General features: G+C 69.0%; 12 protein-coding genes and 1 pseudogene. 6 read left to right on the top strand and 7 right to left on the bottom strand.

All coding sequences use genetic code 11. The annotated features are described in order from the left end of the window. Window positions 1-104: 104 nt before the first annotated feature. The gene (locus ACFO5K_RS11030) at window positions 105-1,856 is read left to right on the top strand and encodes a DEAD/DEAH box helicase (protein ID WP_378563690.1); all 1,752 of its coding nucleotides are present in this window, start codon (window positions 105-107) and stop codon (window positions 1,854-1,856) included. 6 nt (window positions 1,857-1,862) lie between these two features. Here ACFO5K_RS11030 and ACFO5K_RS11025 read toward each other — a convergent pair whose 3' ends face one another. After that, window positions 1,863-2,465, bottom strand: coding sequence for a TetR/AcrR family transcriptional regulator (locus ACFO5K_RS11025; RefSeq protein WP_378559995.1), 603 nt, complete (start codon window positions 2,463-2,465; stop codon window positions 1,863-1,865). A gap of 161 nt (window positions 2,466-2,626) precedes the next feature. Here ACFO5K_RS11025 and ACFO5K_RS11020 point away from each other — a divergent pair, with 161 nt between their 5' ends. Next, complete coding sequence (locus ACFO5K_RS11020; RefSeq protein ID WP_378559992.1) at window positions 2,627-3,361, top strand: SDR family NAD(P)-dependent oxidoreductase; 735 nt, start codon at window positions 2,627-2,629, stop codon at window positions 3,359-3,361. Window positions 3,362-3,404: 43 nt separating this feature from the next. Here the strand turns inward: ACFO5K_RS11020 and ACFO5K_RS11015 are convergent, their stop codons facing one another. Together ACFO5K_RS11015 and ACFO5K_RS11010 are read right to left on the bottom strand one after the other, a co-directional pair. Next, window positions 3,405-3,953 carry a hypothetical protein gene (locus tag ACFO5K_RS11015; RefSeq protein WP_378559989.1) on the bottom strand — a complete coding sequence of 183 codons (549 nt, stop codon included), beginning with the start codon at window positions 3,951-3,953 and terminating at the stop codon, window positions 3,405-3,407. Next, on the bottom strand, window positions 3,953-5,743 hold the full coding sequence (locus ACFO5K_RS11010; protein WP_378563687.1) for a DEAD/DEAH box helicase: 1,791 nt from the start codon (window positions 5,741-5,743) through the stop codon (window positions 3,953-3,955). Before ACFO5K_RS11010 ends, ACFO5K_RS11015 begins: the two co-directional genes overlap by 1 nt. A 122-nt stretch (window positions 5,744-5,865) precedes the next feature. Here ACFO5K_RS11010 and ACFO5K_RS11005 point away from each other — a divergent pair, with 122 nt between their 5' ends. Further along, a complete protein-coding gene (locus ACFO5K_RS11005; protein ID WP_378559986.1) occupies window positions 5,866-6,621 on the top strand; it encodes a TetR/AcrR family transcriptional regulator in 756 nt (251 codons plus the stop codon). 97 nt (window positions 6,622-6,718) lie between these two features. Here ACFO5K_RS11005 and ACFO5K_RS11000 read toward each other — a convergent pair whose 3' ends face one another. Further along, the gene (locus ACFO5K_RS11000; RefSeq protein ID WP_378559983.1) at window positions 6,719-6,913 is read right to left on the bottom strand and encodes a DUF7455 domain-containing protein; all 195 of its coding nucleotides are present in this window, start codon (window positions 6,911-6,913) and stop codon (window positions 6,719-6,721) included. A 402-nt stretch (window positions 6,914-7,315) separates the two neighbouring features. Here ACFO5K_RS11000 and ACFO5K_RS10995 point away from each other — a divergent pair, with 402 nt between their 5' ends. Together ACFO5K_RS10995 and ACFO5K_RS10990 are read left to right on the top strand one after the other, a co-directional pair. Continuing rightward, the gene (locus ACFO5K_RS10995; protein ID WP_378559980.1) at window positions 7,316-7,687 is read left to right on the top strand and encodes a DUF952 domain-containing protein; all 372 of its coding nucleotides are present in this window, start codon (window positions 7,316-7,318) and stop codon (window positions 7,685-7,687) included. 36 nt (window positions 7,688-7,723) lie between these two features. Then, on the top strand, window positions 7,724-8,206 hold the full coding sequence (locus tag ACFO5K_RS10990; protein ID WP_378559977.1) for a cation:proton antiporter regulatory subunit: 483 nt from the start codon (window positions 7,724-7,726) through the stop codon (window positions 8,204-8,206). Between the two features lie 36 nt (window positions 8,207-8,242). On the opposite strand, the gene ACFO5K_RS10985 is transcribed toward ACFO5K_RS10990, so the two are convergent. From ACFO5K_RS10985 to ppgK, 3 genes and pseudogenes are all read right to left on the bottom strand, one after another. Continuing rightward, entirely contained in the window at window positions 8,243-9,157 is a 915-nt protein-coding gene (locus ACFO5K_RS10985) for an MHYT domain-containing protein (RefSeq protein ID WP_378559974.1), read from the bottom strand. Window positions 9,158-9,391: 234 nt separating this feature from the next. Next, window positions 9,392-10,855: pseudogene (locus ACFO5K_RS10980) on the bottom strand (RNA polymerase sigma factor); the annotation flags it as partial. A 154-nt stretch (window positions 10,856-11,009) separates the two neighbouring features. Then, the gene (gene ppgK, locus ACFO5K_RS10975; RefSeq protein ID WP_378559971.1) at window positions 11,010-11,768 is read right to left on the bottom strand and encodes a polyphosphate--glucose phosphotransferase; all 759 of its coding nucleotides are present in this window, start codon (window positions 11,766-11,768) and stop codon (window positions 11,010-11,012) included. A 108-nt stretch (window positions 11,769-11,876) separates the two neighbouring features. Between ppgK and ACFO5K_RS10970 the strand changes: the two genes are divergently transcribed. Beyond that, on the top strand, window positions 11,877-12,776 hold the full coding sequence (locus ACFO5K_RS10970; RefSeq protein ID WP_378559968.1) for an inositol monophosphatase family protein: 900 nt from the start codon (window positions 11,877-11,879) through the stop codon (window positions 12,774-12,776). Window positions 12,777-12,926: the final 150 nt, after the last annotated feature.

Below are 12,926 nucleotides of genomic sequence, written 5' to 3'. Positions count from 1 at the left end.
GTGACCTCGGCCGCGGCTGTGATGCCGGTCGCCCACCCCGCGTCGGTGTTGGCGGCACGCCGTACCGGGCGGCTAGGGTCGTCTGCGTGACTGGGTCGGGTGGCATCGCTGCGGCGAGAGAAGCGGGTACACCGGGCGATTCGGCTGCCGGCGGCGCGTCGGGGGGTTCCCTGCGCGCGTGGCAGCGTCGCGCCCTGACGAAATACCTGGCCACCAAACCACGTGACTTCCTCGCCGTCGCCACGCCGGGCGCGGGTAAGACCACCTTCGCGCTGCGGGTTGCCGCGGAGTTGCTGGCCGATCGTACGGTGGATCAGATCACCGTCGTCGCGCCCACCGAACACCTCAAGCACCAGTGGGCCGCCTCGGCCGCGCGGTCGGGTATTCAGCTGGACTCGCGCTTCTCCAATTCCACCGGCGGCACCTCCGGCGACTATCACGGTGTGGTCGTCACCTACGCCCAGGTCGCCGCGCACCCCACCCGGCACCGGGTGCGCACCGAGAACCGCCGCACCCTGGTGGTCCTCGACGAGATCCACCACGCCGGTGACGCCAAGACCTGGGGTGAGGCCACCGAGGAAGCCTTCGGTGACGCGACCCGGCGCCTCGCGCTGACCGGGACACCGTTTCGCAGCGACGATTCGAAGATCCCGTTCGTCACCTACGAACCCGACGAGGCCGGTCTCCCGCGCTCGCGCGCCGACCACTCCTACGGCTACGCCGATGCCCTGGCCGACGGGGTCGTGCGTCCGGTGGTGTTCCTGGCCTACTCCGGTGACGCGCACTGGCGTGACAGCGCGGGCGAGGAACACACCGCTCGGCTCGGTGAACCGCTCAACGCCGAACAGACCGCACGCGCCTGGCGCACCGCGCTCGATCCGGCGGGCGACTGGATCTCGGCGGTGCTGCGTGCCGCCGACACCCGTCTGCGGCAGCTGCGTTCCTCGGGCATTCCCGACGCGGGTGGGCTGGTGATCGCCACCGACCAGGAACGCGCCCGCGACTACGCCGAACTGCTCGAACACATTTCGGGGGAGCGGCCGGCGATCGTGCTCTCCGACGATCCGCAGTCCTCGCAGCGCATCGGTGAGTTCGCCGAGAGCACCCAGCCGTGGATGGTGGCGGTGCGGATGGTGTCCGAGGGCGTCGACGTGCCGCGCCTGGCGGTGGGTGTGTACGCGACGAGCGCCTCCACCCCGCTGTACTTCGCGCAGGCGATCGGCCGTTTCGTGCGTGCCCGCACACCCGGCGAGACCGCGAGCGTGTTCCTGCCCTCGGTGCCGGTGCTGCTCGACCTGGCCGCCCAGCTGGAGTTGCAGCGCGACCACGTGATCGGCAAGCCGCACCGGGAGAAGAACGCCTTCGACGACGAGCTGCTGATCGAGGCGAACAAGACCAAGGACGAGCCCGGCGAGGAGGAGCGATCCTTCGTCGCCCTGGCCGCCGATGCCGAGCTCGACCAGGTGATCTACGACGGGTCGTCCTTCGGCACGGCCACCTTCGCCGGCAGCGACGAAGAAGCCGACTACCTGGGCATCCCCGGTCTGCTCGATGCCGATCAGATGCGCGCGCTGCTGCGCGACCGCCAGACCCGCCAGGTGTCGGAGCGCACCGCAGGTGCCACCGCGACCGCCGCACCGCCGCCGCCCGCTGTCGCCGAGCGCGTGGCGACCTCGGACAAACTGGGCGAGCTGCGCCGCGAACTCAACAGTCTGGTGGCCATGCACCATCACCGCACCGGCAAGCCGCACGGCGTGATCCACGGTGAACTGCGCCGCGAATGTGGTGGCCCGCCCACCGCGCTGGCCTCGGTCGACCAACTCACCGAGCGCATCGCCGCCCTGCGCCGCCGCTGAGGTCGGTCAGCGCCGGGCGCCCGCCAGCACGGTCAGAGCCTGGTCGACGGCGGTGTCGAGTTCGTCGCGGCCGGCGCCGTCGCGGGCCTGGATCGACAGCCCGAAGAGCACGGTGCTGTAGAAGGTCGCCAGTGCCGTGGTGTCGGTACCGGCCGCCAGTTCCCCGTCGCTGACGCCGCGGTCCAGGCGCACCCGGATGTCGTCGGCGGTGTGGCGACGGGCCGCGGCGAGGAATTCGCTCACCGACGCGTTGCGCGGGGTGTAGGTGGCGCCCGCGAGGACCACCATGCAGCCGGGCGGTACGCCCTCGGTGGTGTAGGCGGCGACGTTGTCGCGCAGCATCGCCCGAATCGCGCCGTAGGCGGTGGGTTCCTCGCGCAGTGCCCGGGTGGTGAGTGAGCCGTCGGTGCGGCCGTAGAGCTCGACGGCGGCCCGGAACAGCGCTTCCTTGTCGCCGAAAGCCGCGTAGAGGCTGGGGGAGTTGATGTTCATCGCGGCGGTGAGGTCGGCCATCGACGCGCCGTCGTAGCCGAGTCGCCAGAACACTTCCATGGCGCGCCGCAGGGCTACGTCGCGGTCGAAGGCGCGGGGGCGGCCACGCTGTGCCATCGAGGCCCCTTTCTGTGTCGACCGGTGAACATACCGCGCGGGCGGGTCGTCCGAACTGTTCCACCCAATTATGTAGTAAGCGATAAGAAACTCTTGACGGCGGCGGAGGGATGCGCTTCGATACTTATGTATCAACCGTTACAAAATGAGAGTTGGCGCAGATGACGAGCAGTACCGTGGCATTGGTGACCGGGGCGAGCCGGGGGATCGGCGCGGCCATCGCCCGCGCACTGGCCGGGAACGGCGCCGATGTGGCGTTCACCTACCAGCGCGACGAGATCGCCGCGAAGGCGGTCGCCGCCGACATCGAGGCACTGGGTGGGCGGGCACTGCCGATCCGCGCCGACAGCGCCGACGCCGCACAGCTCGTCGCCGCCGTCGACCGGACCGCGCGCGAACTGGGCGGACTCGACGTACTGGTGAACAACGCGGGCATCTTCCCGGCCAAGCCCTACGAGGAATTCACGGTCGCCGAGATCGATCGCGCGCTGAACATCCACGCGCGCGCACCGTTCGTCGCGGGTCAGGCCGCACTGGCCCACCTGGGCGAGGGCGGCCGGATCATCTCCATCGGATCGAATCTGACCGACCGCGCGCTGTTCGGCGGTCTGGCGCTGTACAACCTGAGCAAGTCGGCACTCAACGGCTACACCAAAGCTCTCGCACGCGAACTCGGACCGCGCGGAATCACGGTCAACCTGGTCCAGCCGGGTCCGACCGACACCGACATGAACCCGGCCGACGGCGAGAACGCCGACGGGCTACGGCAGTTCAGCGCACTCGGTCGCTACGGCGCCACCACCGACGTGGCCGACCTGGTCGCCTTCCTCGCCGGCCCGTCCGGACGCTCGGTCACCGGCGCGGTCGTCACGATCGACGGCGGTGTGAACGCCTGACCCGGTCGGCGAGTCACCGTTGCGCCGATCGCCGGTGATGCCGTCAGTCGGCGACGGCGAAGAACCGGTCCGGGTCCAGCGAGTTGAGGGCGGTCCATCGGCGCTCCTGGACCGGTGCCTCCGGATCGTGGCCGGTGTCGAAGTAGCCCTGCAGTTCCAGTGCCAGGCGCGGATTTTCGTCCACCTGCCGGGCGATCGTGTACAGCACCGCGAGCACGTGCAGGCAGCGGACGGTGCGGGCCGAACAGGAACAGTCGGTACTGACGAGGACGGGGGCGGGGGAGTGGCCCGCGTCGCGCAGCGCGCGGTGCATGTCGTCGGTGAGCACGCTGGTGTCGGGGATCACCTGTCCGATCGCGGTCACCTGCGCGCGCGACAACGGTGCCAGCTCCACATGCGTGATCGAGGCCTGGCCACCTCGATGCAGGTGGGCGCGCACCGTGCGCCCCTCGATCTCGGTGCGCACAGCGCTGTTGCGCGCGGTGCTGCGAGCCCGCGGTAACAGCGGCTCGGGGCGGGTCTGGTGCAGCGGTTCGGCCAGGCGGACCCAGTCCCGGCCCCAGGCCGTGTAGCCGAATTCGTTGTCCGGCATCAGTTCTCTCGCTTCCGTCGCAGGATGTCGACGAGCGCGTCGTCGTCGAGGCGGGCCAGTTCGGCGATACCCGTCGCGTCGGACAGGTCGGTGAGCGCCGATTTGCGGGTGTGCATGGCCGCGATGTGTTCCTCCACGGTGGTGGCACTGGTGAGTGTGGTGACGGTGACGGTGCGGGTCTGCCCGATGCGGTGTGCCCGATCCGAGGCCTGCGCCTCCACCGCCGGATTCCACCACCGGTCGAAATGAATCACATCGGCGGCGCGGGTGAGGGTGAGCCCGGTACCGGCGGCACGCAGACTCAGCACGAGAATCGGTGGGCCGCCGGGTGCTTGGAAGGCCCGCACGATGTCGGCGCGCCGGTCGGCGTCGAGCCCGCCGTGGAAGAACGGCGCCTCGACCCCGAACTGGTCGGCGAGATGACGGACGAGCAGCTCACCGGTCTGGCGGTACTGGGTGAAGATCAGGGTCGGATCACCGGTCTCGAGATTGGTGGCGACGATGTCGGTGCACAGGTCGAGCTTGCCCGAGCGCCCGCCGATCTCGCCCAGCTCGCCGGTGACCAGGCCGGGGTGGTTGCACACCTGTTTGAGATGCGTGAGCGCGGCGAGTACCCGTCCCTGGCGTTGCAGACCGGAGCCGAAGCCCTCGTCCACGGCTGCGGTGAGGACCGAGTCGTACACCTTCTCCTGCTCGGCGGTGAGGTCGCACAGCAGGTCACTGTGGATCTTGGCGGGCAGCGAAGCGGCCACCTGCGCCTTCTTGCGGCCCAGCAGTACCGGTTCGACCGCGTCGCGCAGCCGGGCGGCCGCCTCGGCCGAACCTTCCTCGATCGGGCGCACGAAGCGCCGCCGGAACTGGGCCCGGTGTGCGAAAAGCTTGGGCACGGTGAGGTTCAGCAGCGCGAACAGTTCATCGAGGTGGTTCTCCACCGGCGTGCCGGTGAGGGCGACCTTGGCGTCGGCGGGCAGCGCGCGCGCCGCCCGCGACACCTGGGTGCGCGGATTCTTCAACGCCTGCGCCTCGTCGAACACCACCGTGGTCCACTGTTGTCCGACCAGCGCCGACCCGTGCAGCCGCAGCGTCGGGTACCCGGTGACCACGACCGTACCCGCGGCTGCGGGCACCGCACCGCCACGCCAGGCCACCACCCGTAACCCCGGCGCGAACCGCTCGATCTCGTGCACCCAGTTGCCCACCAGTGAGGTCGGGCACACCACCACCTGGGGGCCGTCGGCGCGCCCCTGCAGAAAACCGATGGTCTGCACGGTCTTGCCCAGGCCCATCTCGTCGGCCAGCACGGCCCCGCCGTACGCGGCGACGGTCTCGCGCAACCATCCGACCCCGCGCACCTGATAGGGCCGCAGCGTGGCATCCAGCGCGCCCGCCAGCTCCGCGCTCACCGCCTCGGTGTCGCGCAACACGCGTATCGCCCGCTCGGCGGAGAAGATCGAGGTGCCCACCGCGTCGGGAACCGCGTGCGCCGCCGTGGGCAACTCGATGGTGCGTGTCGGGCGGTCCGGTGATTCGGACGTGGGTGGCTCGCCCGCCGGATGCCCGCCGGTCGGTGTGGCGTGCAGCAGTGCGCGCCAGGCGCGCGCCGAGGAGGCGAGGTCGGCGGTGGGCAGCTCGGCCAGCTCCGTGGGCAGCACCACGGTGGCCGGCACTGCGACCGGTTCGATCGCCCGGCGCGCTCCGACGGGCAGCGCGAGCGTCAACGTTTCGGGGTCGCCGAGGTCGGCCGGTGGGTGTCCGGCACCGTGACCGGTCCAGGTCCACAGGGCGAACAGGTGACGGTCGGGGAGATAGGTGGCCTGAAGGGCGGGCAGAACGGTCTCCTCTGATCGGGCAGCGCGAACAGCTCAATAACGTACACTGTACTGAGTTTGTTCCCGAGTGCTAAGGACAGCGCGTGCCCACCGACGGCGAATCCACCGAGCAGGCCGCCCGGATCGTGGAGTTGCTGTGGCGGCACACCCGTCCGGCCAAGCCCGGCGCGCGCGGTCCCAAACCCGGCCGCACGGTCGACGCCGTGGTGGCGGCCGGTATCGCCCTCGCCGATCGCGAGGGCATCGACAAACTCACCATGCGCGCGGTGGCCACCGCGCTCGGCCTGCGGCCCATGAGCCTCTACACCTATGTGCCGAGCAAGGACGCCCTGGTGGTCCTCATGGTCGACGCCGTGGCCGCCGAAGACGCGCCGATCCCCGCCGAGCTGCCGATCCGCGACCGGATGATCACGATCGCCACCGGGCTCAGGACCGAACTCATGGCCCACCCGTGGCTGCTCGAGATCTCGCCGTGGCGCCAGGTGATCGGCCCCGCCAGAATGCGCCGCTACGAGAACCAGCTGCGAGCCATCGAGGACGCGGGGCTCTCGGATCTGGCGATGGATCGCGCCATCGCGGTGCTCACCGATTTCGCCACCGGCAACGCCCGCCTGGCCATCGCGGCCGCCGGCGCGGCCGAGCAGCTCAGTGATGCCGATTGGTGGCACATGCACGGGCCGCTGCTGGGCCAGATGATGCCGGCCGGGGAATTCCCCCTCGCCGGACGGGTGGGAACCGCGGTCGGCGAGTACTACCAGGCGCCCGCCGATCCCGATGGTGCCTTCGCCTACGGCGTCGCGACCCTGGTCGACGGCATCCTCGCCGACGCGGCCACCTGAGTCCGCAGACGGCGACAGCGGGCGCCGGAGTCCGGACGCCCGCTGTCGGGGATGTTCTGTTGTCAGATGTTGTTGTTTCGGACGCGAGAGGAGCGGGTCAGACGGCGGGCGCCGATTCCGTATCGATCACGGCTTCGAGCTCGCGCAGACGGTCCATGTGTTCATTCGCGTGGTGCTGGCAGAAGAGCAACTCGCCACCCGCGGGAAGAACGGCACGCACTCGGGCAGCCGCCCCGCAACGATCGCAACGATCGACCGCGGTCAGTGGGGTGCTGGTCAGGGTTCCTGGCATGACTCCTCCGTCCCGGCTCCCGGCGCTTCGTGGCCGTTCGCCTAGGTGTGGGCCACGTGGTCACTCCACGTGGCTCGCGTCCGCTACTTCCCAGCAGTGGATACGACTACTCTGTCAGACGTTCGGGGTTCAGGCTTTGTTCCCGGAAGTGAATCTTTGTGTTTTCGATAACACGACCTGCGGTTTCGCTGAAAGCGAACACCGGCTGGTCGTCGGTCTCGAGCACCCGCCGATCACCCGCGGCGCCGTTGTGCCACCTCCCACTCGATCCTGTCACTGCCCGGTATGTCGCTCGCTGTGGTGTTGCTCGTTACGCACGAGCCGAGCACCGCACCGAACCCGCAAACCGCTACGTGACAGGGTCTTTACCGTCCGATCCTGTTGTCTAACCGGAGATTACCCGTGATATACGACACTCACACGCTTGTTCACCTGTGTTCTTCCCAAGAGTGGCAACAATCTGTGCACGCCGGCGTCCATCGACCGGCTTCGCTGACCGAGAGCGGCTTCGTCCACCTGTCCGCTCCCGCCCAGGTACACCTGCCCGCCAATCGGCTCTTCGCGGGCCGTACCGATCTGCTGGTGCTCTGGCTGGACCCCACCCGGTTCGCCGACGAGGTGAAATGGGAACCGGGCGTGCCGAGCGACCCCGCATCGATGCTCTTCCCGCACCTGTACGGCCCGCTGCCGCTGGCGGCGGTGGTCACCGCTGAGCCCTACCTCCCCGGCGCGGACGGCGTGTTCGTCACCCCACGCCGACCCGGGGTGGCGTAGGACACGTTCGGCCGGGGGCGCGGTTAGGGTGGGAGGGTGAATGTCGACGTCACAGCGCTACCGGGGATCGGAGTGCGCAAGGATTTCGAAGTCGGGTCGGGGCGCCGCGTCGGCGTGGTCGCCCACCGTGACGGTGACATCGATCTGATCGTGTCCGAGTCCGACGACCCCGACGCGATCGCGGCCCAGGTGCCCCTGTCCACCGATGAGGCGTCGGTGCTGGCGAACCTGCTCGGCGCCCCGCAACTGGTGGCCACCCTCAACGACGACCACCGCGACCTACCGGGCATCACCACCCGCCATCTCGACGTCGCCGACGGATCGCCGTACGCGGGACGCACGCTGGGCGAGACCGCCATGCGTACCCGCACCAAGGCGTCCATCGTCGCGGTGATGCGCGCCGGGCAACTACATCCCTCACCCGGTCCCGATTTCACCTTCACCGGAGGCGACCTGCTCGTCGTTGTCGGCACCCCCGACGGCCTGGACACGGCCGCGAAGATTCTCGCGCCTGGCTGACGGCCGGTGATCCGACAGGCCCCGGCATCGGGTTGATCAGTCGACGATCCGCCGCGGCCAAGCTCCCGCTCCGTCGTAGACGAGTTCTTCGGTGTGGTATTCGATTTCGGGCGCCTGCGGCGGTCGCGGCTGCTCGACCGGGGTAGGTGCCGGTGCCGCCGCGGGCTTCGGCGCGTGGTCGCGTGGCCGGTGGTGCGAGGTCAGCCACATCCGGGGTAGCGCCGCCTCGTTCTCGATCTCGGTGAGGCACACGCTGATCAGTACCAGCATGGTGACGATGCTGCTCACTCCGATCAGCGGGGCCAGTAGTTCCATCGCCCCGGCGCCCGAGGTCGGGGGGCCGCTGTGGTGGCCTTCGTGGGCTCGCATGGCGGCCATACCGGTGTAGTGCATGCCGGTGACGGCCACGCCCATGATGATCGCCGCACCGACGGTGGCGAGAAAACCCTTGACCCGCAAGGTGAACCACAGCGCCACGATCGAGGCGACCACCGCGATCACCATCGACAGGGTCACCAGGAACGGGTTGTAACTCACCGTCGCCGTGGTCTTCATCGCGTACATGCCGGTGTAGTGCATGGTGCCCACACCGACCCCGGCGATGGTGCCGCCCGCGATGAGCGAGCGCACCGTCGGCTGCGGTTTGTTCACCATGAACAGCCCGATGCCGACCACCACCATCGCGGTGATCGCGCTGAACAGCGTCAGCGGAACGTCGTAGCGGATCTCGGTGCCGCGAATGCTGAAACCGAGCATCGCGATGAAGTGCATGACCCAGATCCCGGTGCCACCGATCGCCACCGCGGCGCCGACGAGCCAACCGACCCGCCCCTCCACGGCGTTGCGTCCGCGAGCCGCGCACTGCAGGCCGAGCAGGCACCCGGTGACGGACATGAAGTACGCGAGGACGGGGGTGAACCAGCCATAACTGAAGTGATAGATGTCGAGCACGCCGCGAGAACCCTCAAAGCCAGTACCGCATATCGGGGCGCGGTAGAACGAAAAGCTGAATGGACCATACTGTGAATTACGTGAATTGAGGTCCTGCACGGTGTAATCCGTCATGTGGGCTTGATCACGGGGGGTTTAAGCTCGGAATACCGACCGTTCGGAATTTCCAGAAGAAAACAAAAAAGGCCCGTGTGCACCCGAACGGGTGGACACGGGCCTTCTTTTCGAGAACCGCTAGTCGAGGTAGTCGCGCAGGACCTGCGAACGGCTCGGGTGGCGCAGCTTGCTCATCGTCTTCGATTCGATCTGGCGGATGCGCTCACGCGTGACACCGTAGACCTGGCCGATCTCGTCGAGGGTGCGCGGCTGACCGTCGGTGAGGCCGAAACGCAACCGCACCACACCCGCCTCACGCTCGGACAGCGTCTCCAGCACCGACTGCAGCTGATCCTGCAGCAGGGTGAAGCTCACCGCGTCGACCGCGACGACGGCCTCGGAATCCTCGATGAAATCACCGAGCTGGCTGTCGCCCTCGTCGCCGATCGTCTGGTCCAGTGAAATGGGTTCACGCGCGTACTGCTGGATCTCGAGGACCTTCTCCGGCGTGATGTCCATTTCCTTGGCCAGCTCCTCCGGGGTGGGCTCACGGCCCAGGTCCTGGAGCAGCTCGCGCTGGATGCGGCCGAGCTTGTTGATCACTTCGACCATGTGCACCGGAATACGGATGGTGCGAGCCTGGTCGGCCATGGCACGGGTGATGGCCTGACGGATCCACCACGTGGCATAGGTCGAGAACTTGTAACCCTTGGTGTAGTCGAATTTCTCGACCGCGCGGATCAGACCCAGGTTGCCTTCCTGGATGAGGTCCAGGAACGCCATGCCACGCCCGGTGTAGCGCTTGGCCAGCGACACCACCAGTCGCAGGTTGGCCTCGAGCAGGTGATTCTTGGCCCGGTTGCCGTCGCGCACGATCCAGTTGAAGTCGCGGCGCGTCGTCACCGACAGCTTCTCACCGGCCTCGGCGAACTCGCGCATCTTCTCCGCGGCGAACAGACCGGCCTCGATCCGCTTGGCGAGTTCGACCTCCTCCTCCGCGTTGAGCAGCGCGACCTTGCCGATCTGCTTGAGGTAGGCGCGCACCGAGTCGGCCGAGGCGGTGAGCTCGGCGTCCTTGCGTGCCTGGCGCAGCGCTTCGGACTCCTCCTCGTCCCAGACGAAATCGCCGGAGGCTTTGTCCTTCTCGGACGGCTCCGCGGTCTCGGCGGCCTCGGTGGTGTCCTCGGCGACGTCCTCGACGATCACATCGCCGTCGGCGAGTTCTTCTTCGGCGACTTCGAGATCACCGAGATCGGCGACTTCGATCGAGTCGTCCTCGAGCTGCTCCTCACCGCCTTGGCCCGAGGTCGCCTTCTTGGCCGCGGACTTCTTCGCCGGGGCCTTCTTGGCGGCAGCCTTCTTCGCCGGGGCCTTCTTGGCCGCTGCCTTCTTCGCCGGAGCCTTCTTGGCAGCGGCCTTCTTGGCCGGCACCTTCTTGGCCGGGGTTACGGCGTCGTCGGCATCGGCGTCGGCCGAGTCGGCGGTCTGACGGGTATTCGTGGCTACCACGTACGCCCTTTCGTGACGGTCTCGTGCGGCGTCACGCCAGAGTGATTTTCCGGCGGAGCGGTCGGTCGGGGTTGCACCGGCGGTGCGTCGGTCGGGTGCAGCCGGGGTGTGTTCCGGTCTACTCGCGACCGGCCGCGGCCGGAAGGTTTCACCGGCTCACCGCCGGACGTGTTCCATTGTAACGATCCAACCAGGGTACTCATGGCACGATGCCACCGAGGCGTTGCGTCAGGAAGCCACGCGGGGCCTATGGAGCAATGCCCGCGTCGATGGCCATCGCCGCCCCGACGATACCCGCGGTGTTCTTCAACACGGCCGGAATCACCGGAGTCCGGTTGGTGAGCAACGGAATCCACAGCTCGTGATCGCGGCTGATGCCACCACCGGCCACGAACACCTTAGGCCAGAAAATGTTCTCGATGTGGCGCAACACCGTGCTCACCCGCTGCGCCCACTCCGGGTAGGTCAGTCCGTCGCGGTCCTTGACCGAGGCCGCGGCCATGTCCTCGGTGTCCATGCCACCGAGCTCGAGGTGACCCAGTTCGGAGTTGGGGACCAGCAGGCCGTCGTAGAGCAGCGCCGAGCCGATGCCGGTGCCGAAGGTGAGCAGCACCGTGAGCCCGTGCAGGTCGCGCGCGGCGCCGTAGCAGTCCTCGGCCAGGCCCGCGGCGTCGGCGTCGTTGAGCACCGTCACCTTGCGCCCGCCCAGCGCCGCGGAGAACAGCTCGGCGGCGTCGGTGCCCACCCAGGCCGGGTCGACGTTGGCCGCGGTCTCGGCGCGTCCGTCGCGCACCACGCACGGCAGGGTGAGCCCCACCGGCCCGTCCCACTGCGCGGTGGCCACGAGCTCGGCCACCGCCGCCGCGACCGCCGCGGGCGTGGACGGCTGCGGTGTGGCGACCTTGAGCCGATCATGGGTGAGCTGACCGGTCGCCAGGTCGACCGTGGCGCCCTTCACCCCGCTACCGCCGATATCGATGCCGAATGCGTGCCCCCGAGCGGACATGGTTCTACCCCTTGCTGACGCCGGTCGATGTGCCTGACAACGTGCCTGAGAAGACTAGCGGTAGTCCGCGCCCGCGCGAGTCGGCCCGGCATGTGATGCGATGGGGTGATGCCCGAACACACTGTCTCCGAGACTCCCAGCGCCCCGACCGCATCCGGTGATCACGAGCAGTTGCGCTTGCTGGCGGTCGAGCTCGCCGAAGCCGCGGCCGCGCACGTGCGCGGCCGCAGGCCGGAGGTGTTCCTCGACGGTGGCCCGGTGGCCGGTGCCGTCGCCACCAAGGGCGACATCACCGATCCGGTCACCGTGGTCGACACCGAATCCGAGCAGCTGATCCGTGGCCTGCTGGCCTCGCGCCGGCCCGCCGACGCGATCCTCGGCGAAGAGGGCGGCGGTGATGTCGGCGCCACCGCGGCGGGCACCGTCACCTGGGTGCTCGATCCGATCGACGGTACGGTCAATTTCCTCTACGGCCTGCCCGGATACGCGGTCTCGGTGGCCGCCGTGCGCGACGGTGTGCCGGTGGCCGGCGCGGTGGCCGATGTGGCCGCCGCGACCACCTACAGCGCCGCGGCCGGTGGTGGCGCGTTCGCGGTCACCGCCGACGGCACCCGCGCGAAACTGTCCTGTACGCGCGAGGATTCGCTGCCAGTGGCGCTGGTGGGCACCGGCTTCGCCTACGGTCGCGGCCGCCGCAGCCGCCAGGTGCGGTTGCTCACCGAGATCCTGCCCGAGGTCCGCGACATCCGCAGGCTCGGCGCCGCCGCGATGGACCTGTGCCACGTGGCGTCCGGGCGCCTCGACGCCTACTACGAACACGGCCTCAACGCCTGGGATTGGGCCGCCGGCGCCCTCATCGCCGCCGAAGCGGGCGCGGTGGTGCACGTCCCCGACGTCACCGTGGGCGGCGCCGCGGGCGAGCTCACCGTTGTCGCCGCCCCCGGCATAGCCGAGGACCTCACCGCCCTGCTCGCCCGCGTTGGCGCGACGACCTCGCTACCGGACTAGAACCGTCCGGCCGTCGTGTGCCTCGGCTCGGTTCTAGTCGGCCTTGATCCGGACTGACCAGAGGGCGCGACGAAGGAGCGCCCGCCGCAGGGAAGGCCAAGGGAACAGGCCGAGGCCCCGCGGCCCCTGGCCGCCATGTCTCGGTTCTCG

Origin of the sequence: Nocardia halotolerans, assembly GCF_042650145.1 — a bacterium.
Taxonomy (GTDB): Bacteria; Actinomycetota; Actinomycetes; order Mycobacteriales; family Mycobacteriaceae; genus Nocardia; species Nocardia halotolerans.
This window is presented reverse-complemented; position numbering and strand designations above follow the sequence as displayed.

Bases quoted from the DNA above. Each gene is read 5' to 3' on its own strand.
- ACFO5K_RS11025 (WP_378559995.1), bottom strand. From the start codon at position 2,465: ATGGCACAGCGTGGCCGCCCCCGCGCCTTCGACCGCGACGTAGCCCTG.
- ACFO5K_RS11020 (WP_378559992.1), top strand. From the start codon at position 2,627: ATGACGAGCAGTACCGTGGCATTGGTGACCGGGGCGAGCCGGGGGATC.
- ACFO5K_RS11015 (WP_378559989.1), bottom strand. From the start codon at position 3,953: ATGCCGGACAACGAATTCGGCTACACGGCCTGGGGCCGGGACTGGGTC.
- ACFO5K_RS11000 (WP_378559983.1), bottom strand. From the start codon at position 6,913: ATGCCAGGAACCCTGACCAGCACCCCACTGACCGCGGTCGATCGTTGC.
- ppgK (WP_378559971.1), bottom strand. From the start codon at position 11,768: ATGTCCGCTCGGGGGCACGCATTCGGCATCGATATCGGCGGTAGCGGG.
- ACFO5K_RS10970 (WP_378559968.1), top strand. From the start codon at position 11,877: ATGCCCGAACACACTGTCTCCGAGACTCCCAGCGCCCCGACCGCATCC.